We start from the raw sequence: 22,791 nt of genomic DNA, 5'->3' as shown, positions 1-22,791 counted from the left end.
GTTATTTTGGAAAAATTAGTATCTCCGGTCGTATAGCACCTGCTCGTATATGAGTTGTCCCATTAATAGAACATTCACAGTTATTGTAGTTTTGCAATTCACTGAACACTTCTTTATTTAGCTCACTTATGTTAAACCCTTTTAACAACACAACCCCTGTAGTGATATCTTCACTACCAGTTATACCAGGTATAAAGTTTTTACCTGCATATTCTCTAAGGGTAGCCAAATTACAGCTTGATGCAATAATAGCAGCTACACCTATCTCTTTAGATTTTAATAATACAGCTTTAGTTATAAACCCTTGTGTAAGTATTATTTTGCTTTTATCTTGTTCAGTTAGCTGTTCTACTGTTAATTTTGGGCTTTTTATTATTCGTAATTGACCGCTTATTTCTCCACCTAGACCATATACCCCAGTTAGTTTATAGGCCTCCGATTTAATTGTAACAGACCAGTTAGGCTCTATCTCAGTTACTGTTCCAGATAAATAAGCATATTTTTTTGGGCTTTTTTGAGAGTTTTTGATGGTTATTATATTATTCTTTATTTCAACCACAGTACCAAAGAGATTTGTTGTTACATATTTTATTTTAAATCTGCCTTTTGAGTACATTAAGTTAGCAATAATCTGACCAGGCGATACTGAGTCACCAACATTTACTAGGATACTCTTTTTGGCAAAACGAGAGTTTGAATCGAGTAGTTGCTCAATATTAAAAACTTCATAAGTATTGGTGTTGTACTTGATTAACTTTCTTAAGTACACAATACCTAAGTGTCTAGATATCATACCAATGATTCCACTCTGGGGGGCTTTCATAAACTGTGCTCTGTGCCATCTAGAGTTAAATGCAATTAACTCCCCTTCTTTAACTAATTTTCCTTGTTCTACGCATATAACATCGATAAGCTTTTGAGGATTTATTGATAGGGATTTAGCTACATTTAATTTTTTAACAAGTCCTGGAAAATAGTTCATTTGAGCAACTAAATCTGTATTGCTAACTTGTTGCCCCAGTTCAACCATTACTGAACCAGCATAAGGTAGTTTGCGTTTTCTAGTAATCTCTACTAATTTCATTAGCTAACCTCCTCGCTTCATTTATTTCAGCCTGGGTAAATGCATTAATCGCTAGCACATGTTCTTCATTAGTATTTGCAGTTAGATTTTGTTGACAGCAATCTCTCATATCTATAATAAGACCCACAACATCACCTAATACATTAAGAACTTGCTTTTTGTCTTTCCCGATAGTCACACCTTTATAACACTCAATTTTTAACTCTAGATTACAAGCATTAGTCAATTTTATACACTTTAGCTCTCCTGCATTTACAATCTGTTTAAGAGGTTTGCCACTTATTTCGCCTGAAACTACCGCTGCTTTTTCTCCTTTTTTAAGGTTACCTGTGCCACTGATTACCGTACCTAATGGTATAAAGCAATCATCATTTAAAACTTGTAGGGCTATCTCGGGGTGGTTTTGAGCTAAAACACCTAAGTGAGGCATCATAAACACACTGTCAACAGCTAAACGGGTTACCCCTTGGGGTTTGCAAGAGTCTATGAGCATTAGAGCTGCCTGATTACGCTTAGGAGCATGCGACAATACTCCTCCACTTCCAATAATTAAGCCTATATCGCTCATATCTATTAGGCTTTTAGTTTCATGCCATTTTTCTTTTTTTCTAGATTGATTCAGTAGTTTTTTTAATCCTCTATCTCTTTTTTGAGGTAGTTCTCTAATTAAATCACTGTGATGTTTTACTGATAATTTTATTGCTTCTCGGGCAACTGCTTGCTCAACCATTAAATGCAATACGGTGTTAGGCAGGCTAGTTGGATATAGCATTTTTTGGCCAATTATATCCTCTAACACTACATTATCAATTTCAAAAGGTAACCATCTTTTTATGTTTTGAATACCACATTGCTGCATAACATTAGCCACACTATATGACATACCATAGTTAGCACTAACTGTACGATTAAAGTTATTGTTAATCACAGAGAATATATCTGTTGTTGCACCTCCTATATCCATTGATAATATATTTACTTTTTTTTGTCTACTGAGCTCGGATATTATGTAGCCAAAAGCCAAAGGAGTAGGCATTATATCGGCCTTAACAGCTTTAGTTACTTTAGGGTAGCCTGGTGCCTGTTGCATAACATGGCTTAAGAACAACTCATGCAGTTCTCTACGGGCCGGCTGGAGGTTCTCTAAATCCATTTCCGGACGGATATTATCTGTTATATGTAAATCGAAGTTATCTCCTAAGGTATCTTTAATTAGGGGGATAGCGTTTTTATTACCTGCAAATATTACAGGTAATTTTAAGGTCTCCCCAAAGCGTGGTTGTGGGTTTGCAGAGTTTATAACATCTGAAAACTCAACTACAAAATCGGTATCGCCTCCGTCTAATCCACCAGTTAATAAAATCATGTCTGGACGAATTTGACGTATTATTTCTATTCTTTCAAACAATGTTCTTTTATCATCATTAGAGATAACATCAAGCAGTATTGCCCCTGCTCCTAAGGCTGCTTTTTGAGCACTTATAGCAGTTACTTTACTAAATAGACCAATGACTAATACTTGTAATCCTCCTCCAGCGCTACTAGACGAATAGTATTCAACAGTTGGCACTACTATGTTGTTGCTATCTTCAAATTGCTGATTACACTGTTTCTCTAGTTTTTTTAATGCTCTACTTACCCCAATAGTTACGTCTTCGTAAGGGGATTCTACTGTTGTTGGTGATTCTGCCCTTCCTAACAATCTATATCTGCCATTTTTATTAGCTATCCATAACGCTTTAGTAGTTGTACTGCCAATGTCGGTAATTATAAATGATTTCATTTTTTCTCTCCTTCCTAAAATCTAGTTTAATGATAGACATATTGGTTTATTCTTTACTAAATCTCTAATAATCAGAGCTATTAACTATAGAAACAATTACAACAAAAGCTGTAATATTTAAATTAACATCACAGCTTTAAACAGCACAACTTAAGTAACTTAAGTTATTACTCTAAAATTTTTATTTAAGTTTTTTGAAGTAAAAGGATGATTTTTTGCTGAGATGATATACAATAAGATTGCAAATAAGGTCTTAAACCAGACATTGAAAATCCCTCCCATTTTCTCTAGTCACGGTGAAACCAAAACAACTTTTTTATTATAATTTTAACTAGTTGTTTGCATTATTAAGTTTTATGTATATTTCTCTTGAAGTGTTCTTAACAATTTCTAGCTATTTTGATATGGTATTGAACTAAAAAGGCTTACTAAATTTACATATAATTCATATTATTTTATGAGAATATATATTTATAATATCATGAAGCACCAAATTTACCAAATAAATAAAGGTTTTGCATACAGCAAAACCTTTATTATTATTTTGTATCCATATATTCAGCAATATAGCGAGCTTTAACACCAATGATAACACTTAAAGCAAAAAACACTACCGCAACCAATAAGATCAAGCCAAAACTTACATGATGAATACTTAGTATATTTTTTATGTTTGGAAATACAATTAACCAAAAAGCAAATAGTATTATAGTAGATAACATACTAGCTAATAAAGAATACATTAGGGGGAAGAGTTCTACTTTCTCTTCAGATACACCAATTACTTTAAGGGCAAAGTATTCTTTCTTTTTATTTATCATATCTACTACTAACATATTTAATTGAAAAAGGGTAGCCGCCAAGACAATAAGCATAGTCATTGCCGATACCAGTATTTCTGAACGAGTTTTAGGTACTTTCATTCCCTCAAATTTATCTTCATCATTGGGGTTTAAGTTATTAACTGAAAAATAGCGCATTTCGCTCATTACAGCATTGTAGTATATAAACATTGACCCAGCAAAAGCTAATACTATGGCTATTAGTATTATTTTTTTCCATTCCTGCATTGCCATTTTTAGTGCTAAACTAGCCATTGCTGATCACCTCTAAATGACCATCATTTAATTTTACAACCCTTGTTGCGTATTGTGTTAGTTCGGGGTTGTGGGTAACCATTAAAATTGAGGTGCCTATTTTTTTCGGTAAACTAGCAAGAGTTTGCACTACACTATGAGCTAGTTTTTGATCGAGGTTGCCTGTAGGCTCATCTGCTAGTATAACTTTGGGATCATTTGCTAAAGCCCTCGCTATACCGACTCGCTGTTGCTCACCACCAGACATTTTACGTGGATAATGATTTAATCTTGATTCTAATCCCAATAAGGTTAGTAACTTAGTAGCTGTGTTGTGGGCCTCAGTTTTATTTTTACCAATTGAATATAAAGGCACCATTACATTTTCGAGAGCTGTTAAGCCTTGTAGTAACCTAAAATCTTGAAACACAAAACCTATTTTTTCTCTTCTCAGCTTTAGTATTTGATTTTTGTTACACTTTTCAACATCGGTACCACAGACTTCAATACTACCCTTATCGACTGGGGTAAGCCCTGCTATTAGATGAAGTATTGTTGATTTTCCTGTACCAGAGGGACCTAACATCATTACAAATTCGCCTGGCTCTAAACTTAAATCTACGTTTTTTAATATCTCTATTCTGCTTTCATCTTCTCCATATGCTTTATATACATTTTTCATCACTAGCGATTTATTCATAACGTAAAGCCTCCAAACATTGTTTACTATTTGGTAACATAAGCTGTGTTACTATTACAGTTATTATTAAGTTAAAGGGTACTATTAAAAAGAATCTGAGCATTTTTTGAGACTGCATCACAATAGAGCCACTCCGAATTAATGATAATAACATTGGTATTAAAGCCCCTGCAAGAACTGATAAAACAGATACAATAAAAATCTCAATAATTGCTATCATAGCTAAGGTACTTCTATTTATTCCTAAAGTAATTAGCTGTACATCTGAAGCCCTTCTATTACGTAGCAATAATATTAAAACACAAGTTACCATTAAAGATCCGATAAAATAAATAGAGTAGATTAATAAATCAGCATGTTTTTCCAAGCTATTTAGGTTTTTAAAGGTACCAATAAACATATCTGTGGTTCTTAGCCCATAAAAGCTATTATATTTTTGACTAACGCTATCAGCTAGCTTAAGCAGCTCTTCTTCTGAGGTATTAGCTAGAGAGATTCCGGCTCTATTAATTTTTGAACCAGCACCTGTTAGATGCTGTAATATATTAAGCGGCATTACTACAATGCTTTCTCCTGCGGTTCCTAATCCATCTCTACCTACAGCTGCTATTGTACAGGATAACCAGTGTCCTTTATCATAACTTAGGTAGTCCATATCTACGGTATCTTTAGGTAACATTACAGTATTAGCGGCACCCTTGAGATTAAGCACCCCCCCAGACTCTATTACAGCTGGTATAAATAGCTCAAACTTATCACCAACTTTAATATAGTCTCTGATTTCAAGAGGCATTTTATCTGATATTAATACAGTAACTGGTCTACCCTGTTTCTCCCATTCAGCAATATCAGTTACAGTCGGTAGCTTTCCCTTTTTTATTTCCCATGGTGGAGTATTTTCAGTATAGTTTCTTCCTAGTATTTTAGTGTCCATCTGGTGTAAAAAGCTATGTTTTCCCCAGATGTTTAAGTCATATGTGATTGTATTCAAATCAGCTATTCCCAAAATATCTGAAGGCTCAAACAGCTGAGTATACCACTGTTGGGCTACGCCAGTAGCACCTACCGCAAATTTGGCCTTTTTATAGCTTTTATAAACACAAACTTCACCTGCAAACTCTTTAATAGCAGGATCACGAGACTCTTCCACAAATAGATTCCCCGAAACCGTAGATGCAGAGGTTACTAATACAATAATTACTATGGTCACAAAAAAGGGTATTAGCATTTTAAAGTCTAGTTTTAAAGAGTTTTTTAGTAAATGTGTTATTAATCTCATATTTCACTCTCCTCAAAAACAAGCATTTTTAGATAATACTAAAATAATAATATTGATTTAAACATAAGTCAATTCAAATTAGGATATGGATTGAATCAGTGTTTTTATAAATGTGAAATATTGAATTGTTAGGTATATTTTTTATATAAAAAAGAGCTCTACATAAACATAAGCTCTTTATTACTTGTATAAATTACTTTACTACAATAAATTACAACATTACAAAAGCATCTTTAATTCATAATACTTTCATTTATTATGCTATTTGTGTAATATTAGACATCAAAAATTATATTACTCTCGCCACAGCCTAAGGGTTAAACATCTTAAACTACCTCCACCAGCTAAGAGATTCTCTGGGTGGAAGTCTATTATTTCTACAGCTCGCTGTTTAAGATATTTGCGCGTATCTTTGTTTAAAGAGAAATCGTAATGTACTATTTTACCAGGTTCTATAGGTACAAATGAAGACCAGGTTCTATAGGTACAAATGAAGACCCCCAATACAATTGCTCCCGAGTATTCATTGCTATTAATTCAACTTGATTTTTTTCCATATGGGTTTTAAAATCTATTGTTTTATGTCCATTCTTTGTGTATAACAATACGTTTTTATAAGCAGGTGGAAAGTACAGTGCTAAGTTTTTGGTGACACGGTTAAATATCATATCTGGATGCATAAAGCGACGCTCTTGTGGTATATCTACATAGATTACTTGCTCAAAGATGCCTAACGCTTTAGTTATAAACCGCTTTATTACGTAAGAGGAATGTCTCTCTGTATTGGCTATTAACATGGTAGTTGGAGAAATCAATAAACAGCCTTCAAAAGCCTCATCTTCTTTAAAATGATGAAAAATTGGTATTCCTAAATTAACTAAGGCTTCTTTAACAGCAATGCTCTCGGCATTACGGGCTGGGGTAGACATACTAGAAACGATAGCACCTTTACTACTCACAGCAGCTGTATCGTGCATATAAGCTAAGTTTGGGAGATAGTTTAAGAGTTCTTTATTTTTTTCAACAAGTTTATGTACTAAATATACTTCTATACCTAAAGATTCTAGTAGTTTTTGATACTCTTCATGTTCTTGTAGGTATTTATCTATATCGGGAACTGTATCCCATAAATAATCGCTATAATTGTTTTCTCTTATCCGTTTTAAGGCATTATACGGTCTATTTAACAAAACAGCTTTAAGCTTCCCAAAATGTTCTGTGCCATATCCTGTGATTTTTGCTTTCATAAAAAAACACCTCGCTTCAACTATATGTAGTTAATATTTGTTGAAGTGAGGTGTTTTATTCTAATTTAAGTATTCTATAATTAGTGTATCTGTGTCCAGTTTAGCTTGTCATCAATTATTACAATATCATTAGCTCTAATAAAATCATAATTTTCTAGAGTCTTCATTGTAACTATGGAGTATGGTATTGAATTATGTTCCATAGTATCTTCAGTACTATATTTTTTTCTGATAACTATTTCAAAGTGCCCTGTATTTGGTGATTTAGGTTTATGATATGTAGAAATATCTTGCCAATGTACTGCTTCAATAACGGCTCTAAAAGGAGGCTCTCCTTGTTTTCCCGTAATCAGGATACTTGTTGTATCACTATACTCAGAATTAGTTAACTCTTTTGTAACTCCACTTTCAAGACTGTTTAATAAATTTATATACTTAGGCATTTCGTGTTCGCTCCTAATAACTTTACATACCCAATCTTTTGATTGTATAGATGTTTGACCAGCACTGCTCCAATGATTTATATTTATTGCTTTTTCACAATTAATCTTAAGCCAGTAATAGTTTATATCGCTTTTAATTCTATATACAATAATAGGATAATTACGTTTTTCACTATAATTATATGCAATTTTTGATTGTTTTTCATCAAGATTAAATTCATAGAACCCATATAAAGATGAATGACTACCATCTTGACGTACAGGCTCTGAACTATTTGAAACTATAGACACATATTTAACTGATTTTACATCTACATCATAACCAGCACGAAACTCATTACCCCCACAAATAACTAAATACGAATCACTTCCTGTAAATTGATTTGAAAAAAAATATATGCCTCTTTGCAAATTAACCTTATCTAGCTCTTGTTTAACAACCGCTGGTATTTGTGAGGATTTTGTTAATTTTTTATATGTGAATGTATTTGTTGTTTGTATCATCCCTATAATTACAATAAACATAAAAACTACTCCAACAAAAAAAACTCCCATTTTTTTTTTGCTCAAAAAAACTCCCCCTTTGTATTAAATATATCATATATTTATCTTTCAATGTATAATAAATATATTAAGTATAATCTATATTAATTAATCCATACATTAACATCTTTTTAGATTAAAATAGTTACATTATAAGTTCATAAAAAACATTTAATGTAATTTAATCAATAAATATACTGTATTAAAGAATTATTTTATGATATTAATTATACTAATTAATGTGAATACTGCATCTAATTCTAAGTTTGATGATGATGGAGTTTTCTATAGTGAAAGACTGTCCTCTTTTACTTTAAGGTAATACTTATGTTACTTACTTAAGAATATTTCTATCGCTACTTACAAGGTCATTTAGTTTAGGTACCTAAGCATCGGGAAAATCAATTATCATCTCGGTTTACCCGTGACTTTGATAACTATATTTGTGAGGAAAACTATAGATAAGTATTTAATAATCCAAAAATTATTATATTTTAGCATAAATTAAATTGCCAAAATCATTGTGTTTTACACATAAAATCTTTGATTTTGGCAGTTCTATATTTAAATTAGTTTCTCGTTGTTATTGTTGCTAGATTTTCAGAAAATTTATTTAGACACAAAAACATTTCCAGTTTTTAATGTAATAATTTTTTACAAAAAAGAGAATAAAAAAAATAGAAATCTTTTACACTACTCTTTATAACCAAATATAACTAATTACTTCATTTTCCAATTAACCCATGAGGCACAATATCCAGATGATAAGTTTTTTATTTTGCCAGTTTCTTTGTTATAAAGCTCTATACTATTCAGTTTTTCGCTCATGATACATAAAATAGCGAAGTTATGATCTGCTGTAAGTTGATAGTATTGATATTCATAAAACTCTTTTGGCACTGGTGGATTTACAAATATTAGTTCGTTAACTTTATCTGTTATGTTGTCATCTTTACCACTAATAAGGTTAAGCCTATGAATCTGTTCTTCTGCACTTTTAACATTAAATCTTCTATACGCTATTTCATTTTCAGCTAGCCATTTTAGTGACCTATAAATTACTTCTTCATTACCTTCAAGTATTGTTTTAAATTCTTTGTCCGCAACATCATAAACAATTAAGGTGCTCGAATTTCCGTTATCAAAGGGTATTTTATTCTGTAAATGCTGGGGAATATGGGCTAAAATTCTGTTACTATCAACATTCCAAGTTGGCTCAGCTATGGATGTAAGTTCACAGCTCACTCTTTGAGTAACAAAGTTATAAATTAACGCATTGCCCCAATTACCTATTTGGGATTCATATTTCATTAGGTAACAGCCATCACCTGACCAGGTTATTACAGGCATTTCTGACTGTACACTACTGACCTCAAAATGTTGATCTTTACCCCAATCATATATTTTAAGCTGTTTCTCTTTATTTTGGTTTTCTTTAGTTGTATAGGCTATAACTTTCATGGTAGGGTTAGGTATAATAAAATCAATTACCTCTTTAGGCTCATAAACAATCCAAGATTCATTTGTTTTTATGTTTTTTAAGTAAACCTTATTGTCATTTATATAAATAACTAAGTAATCTTTATTATTGATAGGTTTTGTTGTTTGAGGGGTTTTATTTGTAATATTACAACCAGCCAATACTACTAAAAGTATTAGAATTATTAGTTTATTTTTTGTTTTCATAGTTATCTCCAAGTATATTTACGTATGTGTTTTTTATTATAACTATAAGTCTTATTTGTTTAATTATTCATTAATAAAACTAATATTTAATATGTATTCTATTATAACAGTAATAATATTTTTGTTATATAGTTTTTGCTAAATACCATTATTTGCTGATACCTTATGTAAACTGTTTGCGGTCATGCTAAAGAATTCATCTCCCCTATAAATAAAACACCCCTATTCCTAGACCTAACGTCTTGAAATAGGGGTGTGATACTCTTTATTCTCTAAATTATTTCTTTTTCCAGTTGCTTTTTAAAGACACAATTTTATTAAATATGATTTTATTATTATCATTTTTTTCAATTACATAGTAGCCATCTCTAATAAACTGATATCGATCATTAATATTTATGTCTTTATAACCCTTTTCAATACATGCATTTGGTAAAACTATACGAGACTCTGGGTTGATTGCTTCGTGTAAATTGCTATTATTTTCTTGACCTTCTTTAAAGAGGTTATTAAAGATACGAACCTCTATCTCTTGGCAACTATCTGCATGCACCCAATGTATGGTGCCATTAGGTTTTCGATCTTTAAAGCCAGAACCACTCTTGGTTTGTTTATCATAGGTACATAGTAGTTCTATCACTTCACCTGTATGGGGGTCTTTGACAACCTCATTACATTTTATGAAGTAAGCATGCTTTAGTCTTACCTCTAATCCTGGTGCCAACCGTTTATATTTTTTAGGTGGATTTTCAGTGAAATCTTTCCTATCAATATAGATATTTTTACCAAAGCTTATTTGTCTTTTGCCTAGCTCTTGATTTTTAGGATTATTATCTCCCTCTAGTTGCTCTGTTACTGACTCTGGATAGTTAGTTATTGTTACTTTTAGGGGTCGTAAAACTGCCATTACACATGGTGATTTTTGTTTTAAGTCCTCCCTAATTTCATACTCTAACATGCTAAAGTCTACCACGCTATCTGCTTTAGCTACTCCGGCTGCTTTAACAAAGTTTAATAAAGCATTTGCTGTATATCCCCTACGTCTTAATCCCGATACAGTTACTAACCGTGGGTCTGTCCAGTCTTCTACTAAACCTAGTTCTGTAAGTTGCTTTATTTTACGCTTACTTGTTAAGGCATTTGTTACATTTATTCGCGCAAACTCTATTTGACGGGGTTTATGTTCTACGCCCGAGTGATTTACAAACCAGTTATATAAAGGTCGATGATCTTCGTACTCTTTTGAGCAAAGTGAATGGCTTACACCCTCAAACGCATCTCCTAAAGGGTGTGAGAAGTCATACATAGGATAAATACACCATTTATCTCCTGTACGGTGGTGTGTAGTGTAAGAAATACGATACATAACAGGATCCCGCATATTAAGGTTGGGGCTTTGCATATCTATTTTAGCTCTTAAAACACATTGACCCTCGCCAAATTCACCATTTTTCATTTTATTAAAAAGCATTAGGTTCTCTTCAACTGAGCGATTACGATAGGGGCTATCTATACCTGGCTTGGTAAAAGAGCCTCTGTTTTCTCTTATTTCTTCTTTGCTACAGTGGTCAACGTAAGCATCTCCGTTTTTAATCATATTAACAGCTATTTCGTATATTTGTTGAAAATAATCTGAGCAAAAATACAAACGATCTTGCCAGTCAAAACCTAACCAATGAATATCATTCTTGATTGATTCTACAAATTCATCGTCTTCAGCATCAGGGTTTGTGTCATCAAACCTTAAATTACACATACCTTGGTATTTTTTAGCTGTACCAAAATCAATCATAACAGCCTTGACATGTCCAATGTGTAAAAAGCCATTTGGCTCGGGTGGAAAACGGGTATGTATTACATCGTAAACACCGTTTTCTATATCTTCATTAATAAACTTTTCTATAAAATTAGAGGCCTCTATGGGTTTTGCTTTTGTCACTTTTATGCCCCTTTCGTTTTTGTTTATTTTAGCACATATTATATCTTAACAAAAGTTATTTAGTAAGCTAATTGTCAAATCGTTACCTTATGGAATTAAGAAATAGTATTTAATTATTAATTGGTGTATTATTATAAAGGTATTCGTGATTATTTGTTAAATGGAGTTTAAACATGAAATTAAAAAAGATTGAAGTATTAGCAGTTAACTTACCTGAGACAGAGTATCTTCAAGAGATGAATGATTATTTGTTTGTTGAGGAAGACTCTTTAGAGCAATGCATATTTAAAAATAAGGAATTTAATGATGTTAATGAGCGTTTAATTATTATAAGAAGTGCTATATTTGAAAATTGTGTATTTGAAAACTGTAAATTTAATAGGCTTGACTTAGGTAATGTTAGTTTTATTAACTGTGACTTGGCAGGCTGTGAGTTTGAAGATGCAGTTTTTAATAAAGTTGAGTTTATGAACTGTAGGCTTATTGGCACTAGCTTTCCAGAGTCTACTTTTAGAGATGTTTATTTTGGTAAATGTCAGGCAGATTATTACGCCTCACGCTACATAAACATGAAAAATGTTATTTTCTCTCATTGCAGTATGGCTGAAAGCGATTTTTCTAGTGGCAAATTGCATAATGTTAATTTTATTGAGTGCAATTTAGCTAGTAGTGATTTTTCTAATATACGATTTAATAATACTGATCTACGAACATCTATTATTGAAGGATCTGCTTTTAGTGTGGAGTATTTAAAGGGACTTATAATTGAAACCGTACAATGTTTAGATTTCGCTAAACTATTAAATTTACGTATTTTGTAAATACTATAATTAAGACTTCTCTTGACTATAAAGGTATATATATGTAGTAGGGCCATTTTTAGTTTATAGTCATTATGAGAAAGGAGAGTTCTTAATGAAAAAACGGTTTTCTTTTTGGGGTACTATTATTATCTTTGTTTTAGCTGTGCTCTTGCATAGTTTGTTTGATATTACAAAGCTTGAGATTTTTAAACCAATTAGTCCTGCAAATGAGAGTGTTTGGGAACACATGAAGATGATTTTTTTTGCTGGGTTACTGTATTATTTGTTTAGTATTATATTTAGCGGAGGCAAAAAAAATCGGTATTTAGTTGGCTATGCTGTATCTTTAATCGTTATGGTTTTACTAGTACCTATGATTTTTTATACCTATACTAATATTATTGGCAAACATCTTATGGCGGTAGATATTTTAATTACTTTAGTAGCTGCATTTAGCGGTGAATTTATTGCCTACAAACTTAGGCCAAAATACAATACTAATCCTAATTCTTTGGCTTTGTTTATAGCTGGTTTTGTTATATTATTAATGATTTTTATGTTTGTATATTTCACATACTATCCTTTAAATACACCTATTTTTATTAGCTCATGAGATTCTGTTTGTTACATAAACATTAAGTAACTATAATTATTTTCATTAATATAATAGGCAATTATTATATTGCCTATTATATTTTTAATTATTAGTTATTACTAAACTCAGTTATTAAGTCTGCGTAGCCAAATACCGATGGTGATCCTCCTGTATGGATTATGCAGGTTGGTTCATGTTTTTTTAAGATGCCTCTTTTTACTAAACCAGCTAATCCAGCTAATGTTTTAGCGTTATAAACATGATCTGCTATTATTGCTTCTGTTTTTGCTAAGTTATATATCTGTTGCATAGCTGACTTGGTTGGTACAGCCCATCCTTCACCCATATAGTCGTCATAGGTAAAAGTATTTTTTAGGTAATCGTGAATAGGATTAACTCCGGTAAGCTGCTTCAATTGTAAAGTTTTGCTTTGTATTAGTTGATCTAGTTTTTCTTTTTTATACTCTACACTTATAACATGGGTTGTAAAAGGTTTTGGTAACAGGTTATTCCCATAAATAAAGCCACTAGAGGTAAACGCCATTGCCCCTACTATTACTATGTTTTTGATGTTTAGCTTATTTTTTTTATTTTGATAATAAATTTCCTCTGCACACTCTGTGTATCCCAAGGTTCCAATAAACTCATCATTAATAATATAGGGTTTATAACCCTGTGCAATTAAGTTATTAAAAAGCTCTTGGCTCTTAATATTTCTTTCGTCTTCGCTAATATTGCCATAGTAAAGTGATTCAACAGCAAATAGCTTATTTAGTAAGGTATTTCCCTGCAAGCTTTCAGGTTTAGCAGAGTTATGTATTGCTATGCATTTTAAACCAATTTTAGCACAGGCAGCTGCTGTAAGTCTTACTAAGTTAGATTGAGCACCTCCAGCCACCAAAATTGTATCACAATTTTTTTGTAATGCCTCACCTAACCAAAACTCTAATTTTCTTAGTTTATTGCCACCAAGTCCAACTAATGAGATATCATGTCGTTTTCATGTATAAATTATTTAAACCTATTAGTTCACCATATCTTTTTAGTTTATGTATTGGTGTTGGCCATAAATCTAACTCTACCCTAGGAAATTGTTCTTTAAACATTATATCTCTCCTCTTTTTTATATCTTTACACTAATTGTTAAGCCATCTCCAACTGGCACAATTGTGCTATAAAATCTTTGGTCAGCAAAAATGGCTTTGTTATAATTATCTACCGCTTTTCTGATGCTTAGGTATTTATTCGTTACAGCTAAAAGCGTATCATCAGCAATTATCAATCCCGATGTTTTTGTTAAACGATAACATTCATTTATTAAGGGTTGGTACAAATTTTTTTGACAATCCTGAAAAATTATATCATACTGCTTGGCCAAACACGGTAATACCTCTGTTACGTCAGCACATACCAACTCTACAATGTGCATAAGACCTGCTTGTTTTAGGTTATTACGTGCCTGCCAATAAAGATTTTCATCTTTTTCTATTGTTAATAGTTTACCACCTGTTAGTTTCAAGGCCTCTGCCATCCAAATTGTAGAATAGCCTAAACAGGTACCTAGCTCTAAGACCTGTTTAGCAGACTTACCGAGTATGATATTGTGTAAAAGGCTACCTGTTTCTTGTTCAATATGAGGCAATGCATGAGGCATTGATTTATATTGTTTAGATACTATATTTAAGGTGTTATTTGGTAGATTAATATAGCGATGAATGTAGTTTGATATTTTATTTTTCATGGTTAGCTTCCTATTCTTGTTTTACTTGCCCTATTTTTTTTGTTAACATTAGGTTAAGAAGATTGGGGTATATGTTATGAAAAAGAACTTTTTTTCAGAAATAAAATTCAAAAATAAATACATAAAAGCAATAATTACCTTTTGGCAAAAGATATACGAAGATGAACTGTTTTCTTTGGGAGCTCAAACTAGTTATTATTTAATTTTAGCGATGATTCCATTTATAAGTTTGGCTGTTTTTATTACTAGTTCTAACCAAGATGTGATAGATGCCACTCTAAAGTTTCTTTATTTTTTATTGCCTGCAGAGGCCTATAATTTTATTTATAGTTTAATTAAAGAAACTATTAATGCCTCCACTAGCACGCTGTTTTCAGCGAGTGTTATAGTCGCTTTTTATTTACCGATGCGAGCAGTAGTTGCTATTATTTATGTGTTAAATAAGGCCTATAAGGTTAAAGAAACTCGCTCAATTTTTACAGTATGGGGTTTAGCTTTTTTTATTACTTTGTTATTTATTCCATCTATAGCTGTTGTTTTGTCTACTCAGGTTTTTGGTAGGCTAATAAGCCTACATGTATTCTCTTTAATTGGTATCTCTCAATGGTTTAATCCCTTTTGGAATATTATTAGGTACGTTTTTTCAATTGTTATTTTACTACTATTTTTTATGATTATCTATAGGTATTTACCTAATCACCATGTTGCTTGGCGGGAAACTATTCCGGGGGCTTTTTTCTCTACCTTTGGCTGGTTAATCGCCTCATTAGGATTTGCTTATTATGTTAATAATTATAACAATTATGATGTAGCATATGGAAGTTTGGCAGGTATTTTCATTTTGCTAATTTGGCTATATATGAGTAGTACTATTATTTTATGTGGCGGAGAGTTGAATGCTTTGATTTCTAAACGAAAACAATCGGTTAATAAAATTTAGTATTTGTTTTTGACTATTACAACATCAAGTATGCGTAGTGCATACTTGATGTTTGTCGTAGTCTTTATTTTTGATAAAAATATTAATTAGAATTACATTTTTTTTCATTAAGGAAACTCTGACTATAAAAGTTAATTAACAGTTATTGAAATTTTATCTTTAATTCCACGTGAGCCCTCTACGAAAGTTTTCGGATGTAGCCTTTTAGTTTATCACTTCGATTAATACGAACCCGAGATAGACTTAAAATTCCTTGATCTAGCTTTGAATAACCGTAATTGGTAGTTACAGCTATAATATGTTCTGAATTTTTGACAGCTTCAATAACTTTATCATTGTATTTTCCAGCAGGATAACAAAAAGAGGTTATTTCAGCACCAGTTAACTCTACTAATTTGGTTTTAGCTGTTTTAGTCTCTGTGATTAAAGCTGTATCATTAACTCTAGTTAGTTCTCTATGATAATAGCTATGGTTTCCTATCTCCCAGCCATAATCATACATTTCTTTAACCTGCTCAATTGTTACATTGTTACCTCTATTAAATTTATCTGCATAGATAAATAGTACTCCTACAAAACCATGTTTTTTCATTTCTTGATAGGCTACCGTGTAGTTATCTAGGTAGCCATCATCAAAGGTTAAAACAATTGGTTTTGTTGGTATTGGACTTTTGTTATTCCAGTGTTCGTATAACTGCTTTAGCGTTATAGGACTATAGTTGTTGTCTGCTAACCATTGCATTTGTAAAGCAAAATCCTTAGGAGAAACACATAATTCGGAGTTTGTTTCTGAAAATGCATGGTACATTAATATAGGTATTTTACTTTGGTTTTTAACAATTATTTGCTCAATTTTTTTTTGGTGTTTACTTATTATTACACTTTGTTTAATATAGTTTGTGTTAGTTGATTGTGACATTACCAAGGCTGTAACAAGCATTATTATTACGGCTACTACTACAAGCTGTTTACTTTTCATGCTTTTTAGTCCGCAGTGGTGATTCAGTTAGGGTAAATTCTATTCTTCTATTTTCAATGCTTACACTATTTACTACTACCTGTACTTTATCCCCTAGTCTAAATATTCGACCACCTCTTTGCCCTATAAAACGAAATTTTTCACGTTCAAGTAGGTAGTAGTCATCTACTAGTGAGCTTACATGCACAAATCCTTCTATAGTATTAGGTAGTTCAACAAAAAAGCCTGCAGTTACTACTCCACTTATTACACCTGTATATTCGTTACCTATGTTACCTGCCATGTATTCAACTTTAAGTAAGTCATCTATATCACGCTCAGCTTCATCTGCTATTCTTTCTCGCTCTGTTGATTGATATGAGGCATGATCCACAAATTCCTCAAGTTCTAAACGCTCGTTCTCGGTTAATTTACCTTTGCTTTTAATAAGCTGTTTAATAATACGATGAATAGTCAAGTCTGGGTATCTCCTTATTGGAGATGTAAAGTGACTATAGAACTTGGCGGCTAAGCCAAAATGACCGTCACATTCGGGTTTATACTCTGCTCTTTGCATAGACCGTAATACTACTGTGTTGATTAATTGCTCTTCTTTTTTACCATTGGCTTCATCAAGTACTTGCTGTACTGCTTTAGGATGAAACTGCCCACTCTGCACTCCCTTAACGTAGATACCAAAGTTATTTAAAAATCTGTTTAGTTCTAGCATTTTTTCTAGGTCAGGTTCATCATGAACTCTATAAACAAAGGGTGTTTGCAGCCAGTAATAATGTGAGGCTACTGTTTCATTAGCTAACAGCATAAATTCTTCAATAATGCTGTCGGCAAAGGTACGCGAACGGGGTTTAATTTCTACTGGTCTTCCCGAATTTTCATCTACTTTAATTTTAGCCTCAGGAAAATCAAAATCTATGCTACCTCTATTAATTCGTTTAGATCTCAATATTTTAGCTAACTCACCTGCTATTTTTAATAATGGCACTAGTTCTTGATACTTATTTATGGTTTCTTTGTTTTCATTTACAAGGATTTCATTTACTTCGGTATAGGTTAATCTGGCATTGCTATGAATTATGGATTCTACTATTTCATAGTCTTTTACTTTACCTTCATTTGTTACTTGCATTATGGCACTTAAGGTTAATCTATCTACCTCTGGGTGCAAGCTACAGATGCCATTAGATAACTCTGTTGGTAACATTGGCAAAACTCTGTCTGGAAAATAAACTGATGTTCCTCTTTTTAGAGCCTCTATATCCAGCTTTGTTCCTCTTTTTACATAGTGGCCAACATCTGCAATATGTACCCCAAGTTTGTAATTACCATTTGTTAGTTTTTCTAGGGTTATGGCATCATCTAAGTCTCTGGCATCTGCACCATCTATGGTTATTGTTTGTACATCTCTTAAATCTTTTCTCTTGGCAATTTCTTGTTTATTAGGCTCTTTAGCAACTTTTTTGGCCTCTGCCAATACGCTTTCTGGAAACTCTAAAGGTAAATCATATTGATGGATAACAGATAAGGTATCAACCCCTTTATCTCCTTCTTTACCTAGTATTTTAGTTACTTTAGCCTCAGGGGCGCGACGTTTCATTGGCCATGAGGTTATGTCAGCAACTACTTTATCGCCGTTTTTGGCTCCGTTAAAGTCACTTTTTGCTACATAAAAATCTCTACCAAGGCGTTTACTGTCTGGAATTATGAAGCCATGATTACGTTTAATTATTTCCATTCTACCTACAATTGAAGTACGAGCACGTTTAATTATGCGAATTACTTCACCTTCACGTTTCTTTTTACCCTCTACTGGCCAGTAAAGCCTAGCAATAACTTTATCACCATGCATTGCGCCATTTAGTTTTTCGGATGATATAAAGACATCCTCTTCTTCTCTATCGGATAGTAAAAAGGCATAACCACTTTTATTGCCCTGTAATTTACCAAGTACCAAGTTCATTCTATGGGGAAGTCCGTATCTACCATATCTTGTTTTTATAACTAAACCTTCACTCTCAAGTTCAGCTAATAGCTGTTTTAAGTCAGCTTTTTTGGTGTTTTTAAGCTCTAGTTCTTTTATGAGCTCTTCTAAAGTTTGTGGTTTGTAGTTTTTTTCATCCATTAAAATAAGTAATTCTTTTTTATTAATCAAGTTTTCACCACCGAATTTTTAAGTTATCTACTGCGGATTTTTTAACCCTATATTACAGCCTACTTATATTATCACATGTTTTAAGTTATTTTATTTATAAACCAAGTTTTTCTGTAATTTTTAACATTGAACTATATGATTTATTAACACCTACTACAGCAGTAGGTAAGTCATGTAAGCTTTAATGCTTCGGTTCTATGACATATTGGGTCTCTGATTGTTTTATTGTAATAGTGAGCTAAATAGGCAAAAGACTGTTTTAAGTTCAACATTTAATAATATTAATTTTTCTCAACAGCAATCTTTTATACTGCTTTTTGAATGTTTTATTTAATTAAGTGTAGTTAATTGAATCAGTTTATCATATTAGTTAATAATAACCAAATGTTTTTAAGGGATGTGAGTTTAGTGAATCCACGAAAAACGTTTTTTTCTAGCTTATTTGCTATTGTATTAGGTTTAACTATATTAGGATTACGTAATGTTGAAGGTATTAGTGTTGCTTTTATTAAAACTCAGAGTTTTTTTTATATTCTTTGTGTTTTTTTAATAATTAATGGGGTATTTTACTTATTCAGCTTGGCTGTTCTGATGAGAAGAAAAATTGGACCAGCTTTAGCGGAATTTTTTTTCTGGTTAACTTTGGGTATTTTACTTGGCAGTTTCTCATCAATTTTTCCCACAGGGTTACCCAGAATTTGTTATTATGTGTTACTAGCTGTTGCATTAGCTACCTCTGCCAGAATTGTTGAGAGATAAAGTTGTTTTTTTTTCAAATCACACTTGTTACAGCCCTAAAAATAATTGCTCCAATATTTTACCTACCCCATCATTATCACAAGTATCTGTAATTAAATTAGCAACCTCTTTAACTTCTGGCAAAGCATTACCCATAGCAACACCACAGCCTGCCCACTCTAACATATCTAAATCATTTAAGTTATCACCAATAGCTATAATCTGCTCTTGAGCTATATTATAGTGTTCACTAAGCCACTTTAAACCAAATGATTTTTTTGCTGCAATAGGGTATATTTCTAAGTAATAGGTATTGTTAGGATCTTTTGTTTTAAGCCATAAAACTCTATCGTCAATAAACTGCTCTCTTAAGCTATCACAAGATTCAATATGGGCTTCATAACCAAATGTTTTTATACATAAGGGTTCAAAATGTAGCTTTCCTGCTAAGTCTTGATGTTTTTTTATGGCCTGTTTTTCATGTTTAAAATAGCCCCTAATTTGGTGATGATCACTGTCATTTTGATTATATACATCGGGGTCTTTTAATGTGGTTTCATAGGCAAAGGTTGGCGCCCCTGTTTTAACCCATTCTTTAATAACTCTCTTGGCATAGTCTTTGGGCAGCGTTGAGCTGTGAATTATTTGCTCTGTTTTGGTATTAATTATCATGCCACCATTAAAACAAATTAAAGGTGCTTCTAATTCTATTTTTTGGGCAAATTCTAGGGCACTTTTATAACGTCTACCTGTTACTAAGGATATAACAACGCCTTTTTCTTTTAGTTTTTTAAGTATTGATAAATTATAATTACTAATTTGGTGGTTTTTATTTAGTAACGTACCGTCTAAATCTATGCAAACCATTTTATATTTCATTTAGCTTCTCCCACTGATATTTTTTACTTTCATATAAAAAAGCCTAACATTTAACTTAGGCTTTTTCAACTTTGAATTAAGATTAATTTTACTTTTTGCTTATTATAATAGTAAAAAAAGACCACCCACTTTATATGAGCAGTCTTTTGTGTTATTTATTACATAAACAATGGTGCAAATACTAAAGCAACAATTGTCATTAACTTAATTAAGATATTAATAGATGGTCCTGAGGTATCCTTAAATGGATCACCTACTGTATCACCTACAACTGATGCAGCATGTGTTTCTGTACCTTTACCACCATGGGCTCCGCCCTCTACATACTTTTTAGCGTTATCCCATGCACCACCAGCATTAGCCATCATAATAGCCATCATTAATCCAGCAACTAAAGCACCAGCTAATAAACCACCTAAAGCCTCAGCTCCTAGAGTCATACCTACTAAAACAGGTACAATTACAGCCAATAAACCAGGAATAATCATCTCTCTTAAAGCGGCTTTAGTAGAAATATCTACACAGCGAGCATAGTCTGGTTTACCTTTTCCTTCCATGATTCCAGGAATTTCACGGAACTGACGTCTTACTTCTTCTATCATATCAAAAGCAGATTTCCCTACAGCCTGCATGGTAATAGCTGAGAATAAGAACGGTAACATACCACCAATAAATAAGCCAATGATTACTTTTGCGTCTAAGAGGTTAATACCTTCTAAACCAACTGTTTTGGAGTAAGCTGAGAATAATCCCAATGCTGTTAAAGCAGCAGAACCAATTGCAAAGCCTTTACCCATAGCAGCTGTTGTGTTACCTACAGCATCTAAAGAGTCTGTAATTTTTCTTACATCTTCACCTAACTCGGCCATTTCAGCAATACCACCAGCGTTATCCGCAATAGGACCATATGCATCTACTGCAACTGTAATACCAGTTGTAGCTAACATACCTACAGCAGCTAAAGCAATGCCATATAATCCAGCAAACTCAAATGAGATGTAGATAGCAGCACAAATAATTAAAACAGGGATAGCAGTACTCTTCATACCTACAGACAAACCTGTAATAATATTGGTTGCAGGACCAGTTTTAGAGGCCTCCGCAATAGACTGTACTGGTTTGTGTTCTGCACCTGTGTAATACTCGGTAACTTGTCCAATAACAATTCCACCAACTAAACCAGCTACAATAGCCCAAAATACATTGATATCACCAACAGTTTGAGTAACTGCAAAGTAAGAACCTATTAGGGTTAAAGCACCAGCAATATATACACCATTGTGTAATGCAGATTGAATTTTACTGTCATCATTTGTTTTTACAAAACGGCTACCAATGATACTGGCAACAATACCAATTGCAGCTATTAGTAATGGTAAATATACACCATTCATATTATAAACAGTTGTTCCAATTGCAATAGCAGCAATTAAAGAACCAACATAAGATTCAAATAAATCAGCACCCATACCAGCTACATCACCCACGTTATCACCAACGTTATCTGCGATTACAGCAGGGTTACGAGGGTCATCTTCTGGAATACCAGCTTCTACTTTACCTACTAAGTCAGCACCTACATCAGCGGCTTTAGTAAATATTCCACCACCAACACGAGCAAACAAGGCAATTGAACTAGCACCAAGGGCAAAACCGTTTACTATAGTAGCATCACGATAAATATAGTAAAGAACACCTAAACCCAATAAACCTAAACCTACAACAGACATACCCATTACAGTACCACCTGTAAAGGCAACTTTTAAGGCAGGGTTTAACCCCTTACGAGCTGCACTTGCGGTTCTAATATTAGCCCTTGTAGCTACATTCATTCCTATGTAACCAGCCAATACTGAACATAAAGCACCCACTAAAAATGCAATACCAGTTTCAAGTTTAATTTTCCATACAATAACACCAAAAACGAGAACAACGAATATTGCTAAAGTACGATATTCACGTTTTAAAAACGCCATAGAACCATCTTGAATTGCCTTACCGATTTCAAGCATGCGTTTATTTCCGGCATCTCGCTTATTAATGCTTGAAGATAGAATTAGGGCGAATCCAAGCGCTATTGCTCCAAGTACTGGAGCGAGCCAAAGAATCATTTTCATATCCATTATGTTTCCTCCGGGATAAATTAGTACATAATAAATGCCCCTAACCCGTGGGGTCGAGGCATAA

Annotated in this window: 20 protein-coding genes; 4 read left to right on the top strand and 16 right to left on the bottom strand. The window is 32.7% G+C overall.

Features of this window, described 5'->3' with window-relative positions; all coding sequences use genetic code 11:
* Position 1: 1 nt before the first annotated feature.
* From IMX26_RS13470 to IMX26_RS13430, 10 genes are all read right to left on the bottom strand, one after another.
* Complete coding sequence (locus tag IMX26_RS13470; protein ID WP_195158904.1) at positions 2–1,084, bottom strand: hypothetical protein; 1,083 nt, start codon at positions 1,082–1,084, stop codon at positions 2–4.
* Complete coding sequence (locus IMX26_RS13465; protein WP_195158903.1) at positions 1,062–2,867, bottom strand: glutamate mutase L; 1,806 nt, start codon at positions 2,865–2,867, stop codon at positions 1,062–1,064. The genes IMX26_RS13470 and IMX26_RS13465 overlap by 23 nt, the downstream gene beginning before the upstream one ends.
* A gap of 539 nt (positions 2,868–3,406) precedes the next feature.
* A complete protein-coding gene (locus tag IMX26_RS13460; RefSeq protein WP_195158902.1) occupies positions 3,407–3,964 on the bottom strand; it encodes a hypothetical protein in 558 nt (185 codons plus the stop codon).
* On the bottom strand, positions 3,957–4,643 hold the full coding sequence (locus IMX26_RS13455) for an ABC transporter ATP-binding protein (RefSeq protein WP_195158901.1): 687 nt from the start codon (positions 4,641–4,643) through the stop codon (positions 3,957–3,959). Before IMX26_RS13455 ends, IMX26_RS13460 begins: the two co-directional genes overlap by 8 nt.
* Positions 4,636–5,922: a hypothetical protein gene (locus IMX26_RS13450; RefSeq protein ID WP_195158900.1), complete on the bottom strand. Its 1,287-nt coding sequence runs from the start codon at positions 5,920–5,922 to the stop codon at positions 4,636–4,638. The genes IMX26_RS13455 and IMX26_RS13450 overlap by 8 nt, the downstream gene beginning before the upstream one ends.
* Positions 5,923–6,216: 294 nt before the next feature.
* The gene (locus tag IMX26_RS17955; protein ID WP_243259161.1) at positions 6,217–6,426 is read right to left on the bottom strand and encodes an arginine deiminase family protein; all 210 of its coding nucleotides are present in this window, start codon (positions 6,424–6,426) and stop codon (positions 6,217–6,219) included.
* Entirely contained in the window at positions 6,375–7,169 is a 795-nt protein-coding gene (locus IMX26_RS13445; RefSeq protein WP_243259156.1) for an arginine deiminase family protein, read from the bottom strand. Before IMX26_RS13445 ends, IMX26_RS17955 begins: the two co-directional genes overlap by 52 nt.
* Positions 7,170–7,249: 80 nt before the next feature.
* The gene (locus IMX26_RS13440) at positions 7,250–8,182 is read right to left on the bottom strand and encodes a hypothetical protein (RefSeq protein ID WP_195158899.1); all 933 of its coding nucleotides are present in this window, start codon (positions 8,180–8,182) and stop codon (positions 7,250–7,252) included.
* Between the two features lie 693 nt (positions 8,183–8,875).
* Positions 8,876–9,841: a hypothetical protein gene (locus tag IMX26_RS13435; protein ID WP_195158898.1), complete on the bottom strand. Its 966-nt coding sequence runs from the start codon at positions 9,839–9,841 to the stop codon at positions 8,876–8,878.
* Between the two features lie 277 nt (positions 9,842–10,118).
* Positions 10,119–11,780, bottom strand: coding sequence for a glutamine--tRNA ligase/YqeY domain fusion protein (locus tag IMX26_RS13430; protein WP_195158897.1), 1,662 nt, complete (start codon positions 11,778–11,780; stop codon positions 10,119–10,121).
* Positions 11,781–11,953: 173 nt separating this feature from the next.
* Here IMX26_RS13430 and IMX26_RS13425 point away from each other — a divergent pair, with 173 nt between their 5' ends.
* Both IMX26_RS13425 and IMX26_RS13420 read left to right on the top strand, forming a co-directional pair.
* Positions 11,954–12,601: a pentapeptide repeat-containing protein gene (locus tag IMX26_RS13425; protein WP_195158896.1), complete on the top strand. Its 648-nt coding sequence runs from the start codon at positions 11,954–11,956 to the stop codon at positions 12,599–12,601.
* Positions 12,602–12,695: 94 nt separating this feature from the next.
* The gene (locus tag IMX26_RS13420) at positions 12,696–13,196 is read left to right on the top strand and encodes a DUF6512 family protein (RefSeq protein WP_195158895.1); all 501 of its coding nucleotides are present in this window, start codon (positions 12,696–12,698) and stop codon (positions 13,194–13,196) included.
* Positions 13,197–13,287: 91 nt separating this feature from the next.
* Here the strand turns inward: IMX26_RS13420 and IMX26_RS13415 are convergent, their stop codons facing one another.
* Positions 13,288–14,166, bottom strand: a complete 879-nt coding sequence (locus tag IMX26_RS13415; RefSeq protein ID WP_195161406.1) for a pyridoxal-phosphate dependent enzyme — start codon at positions 14,164–14,166, stop codon at positions 13,288–13,290.
* Between the two features lie 135 nt (positions 14,167–14,301).
* Positions 14,302–14,919 (bottom strand): class I SAM-dependent methyltransferase, encoded by a 618-nt coding sequence (locus IMX26_RS13410; protein WP_195158894.1) that lies wholly within the window; start codon positions 14,917–14,919, stop codon positions 14,302–14,304.
* A gap of 76 nt (positions 14,920–14,995) precedes the next feature.
* On the opposite strand from IMX26_RS13410, the gene IMX26_RS13405 reads away from it, so the two are divergent.
* Entirely contained in the window at positions 14,996–15,859 is an 864-nt protein-coding gene (locus tag IMX26_RS13405) for a YihY/virulence factor BrkB family protein (RefSeq protein WP_195158893.1), read from the top strand.
* Between the two features lie 178 nt (positions 15,860–16,037).
* Here the strand turns inward: IMX26_RS13405 and IMX26_RS13400 are convergent, their stop codons facing one another.
* Positions 16,038–16,838 carry a polysaccharide deacetylase family protein gene (locus IMX26_RS13400; RefSeq protein WP_195158892.1) on the bottom strand — a complete coding sequence of 267 codons (801 nt, stop codon included), beginning with the start codon at positions 16,836–16,838 and terminating at the stop codon, positions 16,038–16,040.
* The gene (gene rnr / locus IMX26_RS13395) at positions 16,828–18,987 is read right to left on the bottom strand and encodes a ribonuclease R (protein ID WP_195158891.1); all 2,160 of its coding nucleotides are present in this window, start codon (positions 18,985–18,987) and stop codon (positions 16,828–16,830) included. Before rnr ends, IMX26_RS13400 begins: the two co-directional genes overlap by 11 nt.
* A 348-nt stretch (positions 18,988–19,335) precedes the next feature.
* Between rnr and IMX26_RS13390 the strand changes: the two genes are divergently transcribed.
* Entirely contained in the window at positions 19,336–19,746 is a 411-nt protein-coding gene (locus tag IMX26_RS13390) for a hypothetical protein (protein WP_195158890.1), read from the top strand.
* A gap of 27 nt (positions 19,747–19,773) precedes the next feature.
* Here IMX26_RS13390 and IMX26_RS13385 read toward each other — a convergent pair whose 3' ends face one another.
* Both IMX26_RS13385 and IMX26_RS13380 read right to left on the bottom strand, forming a co-directional pair.
* On the bottom strand, positions 19,774–20,604 hold the full coding sequence (locus IMX26_RS13385; RefSeq protein ID WP_195158889.1) for a Cof-type HAD-IIB family hydrolase: 831 nt from the start codon (positions 20,602–20,604) through the stop codon (positions 19,774–19,776).
* 158 nt (positions 20,605–20,762) lie between these two features.
* Positions 20,763–22,721 (bottom strand): sodium-translocating pyrophosphatase, encoded by a 1,959-nt coding sequence (locus IMX26_RS13380; RefSeq protein WP_195161405.1) that lies wholly within the window; start codon positions 22,719–22,721, stop codon positions 20,763–20,765.
* Positions 22,722–22,791: the final 70 nt, after the last annotated feature.

It is taken from the genome of Clostridium sp. 'deep sea' (genome assembly GCF_014931565.1).
GTDB lineage: Bacteria > Bacillota > UBA994 > PWPR01 > PWPR01.
Note: the sequence above shows the minus strand (reverse complement) of the source record. Positions and strands in the feature narration are given on the sequence as shown.

Excerpts from the sequence above, each read along its gene's own strand:
- IMX26_RS13470 (WP_195158904.1), bottom strand. The coding sequence starts at position 1,084 with ATGAAATTAGTAGAGATTACTAGAAAACGCAAACTACCTTATGCTGGT.
- IMX26_RS13465 (WP_195158903.1), bottom strand. The coding sequence starts at position 2,867 with ATGAAATCATTTATAATTACCGACATTGGCAGTACAACTACTAAAGCG.
- IMX26_RS13460 (WP_195158902.1), bottom strand. The coding sequence starts at position 3,964 with ATGGCTAGTTTAGCACTAAAAATGGCAATGCAGGAATGGAAAAAAATA.
- IMX26_RS13455 (WP_195158901.1), bottom strand. The coding sequence starts at position 4,643 with ATGAATAAATCGCTAGTGATGAAAAATGTATATAAAGCATATGGAGAA.
- IMX26_RS13450 (WP_195158900.1), bottom strand. The coding sequence starts at position 5,922 with ATGAGATTAATAACACATTTACTAAAAAACTCTTTAAAACTAGACTTT.
- IMX26_RS13445 (WP_243259156.1), bottom strand. The coding sequence starts at position 7,169 with ATGAAAGCAAAAATCACAGGATATGGCACAGAACATTTTGGGAAGCTT.
- IMX26_RS13435 (WP_195158898.1), bottom strand. The coding sequence starts at position 9,841 with ATGAAAACAAAAAATAAACTAATAATTCTAATACTTTTAGTAGTATTG.
- IMX26_RS13425 (WP_195158896.1), top strand. The coding sequence starts at position 11,954 with ATGAAATTAAAAAAGATTGAAGTATTAGCAGTTAACTTACCTGAGACA.
- IMX26_RS13420 (WP_195158895.1), top strand. The coding sequence starts at position 12,696 with ATGAAAAAACGGTTTTCTTTTTGGGGTACTATTATTATCTTTGTTTTA.
- IMX26_RS13410 (WP_195158894.1), bottom strand. The coding sequence starts at position 14,919 with ATGAAAAATAAAATATCAAACTACATTCATCGCTATATTAATCTACCA.
- IMX26_RS13405 (WP_195158893.1), top strand. The coding sequence starts at position 14,996 with ATGAAAAAGAACTTTTTTTCAGAAATAAAATTCAAAAATAAATACATA.
- IMX26_RS13400 (WP_195158892.1), bottom strand. The coding sequence starts at position 16,838 with ATGAAAAGTAAACAGCTTGTAGTAGTAGCCGTAATAATAATGCTTGTT.
- IMX26_RS13385 (WP_195158889.1), bottom strand. The coding sequence starts at position 20,604 with ATGAAATATAAAATGGTTTGCATAGATTTAGACGGTACGTTACTAAAT.
- IMX26_RS13380 (WP_195161405.1), bottom strand. The coding sequence starts at position 22,721 with ATGAAAATGATTCTTTGGCTCGCTCCAGTACTTGGAGCAATAGCGCTT.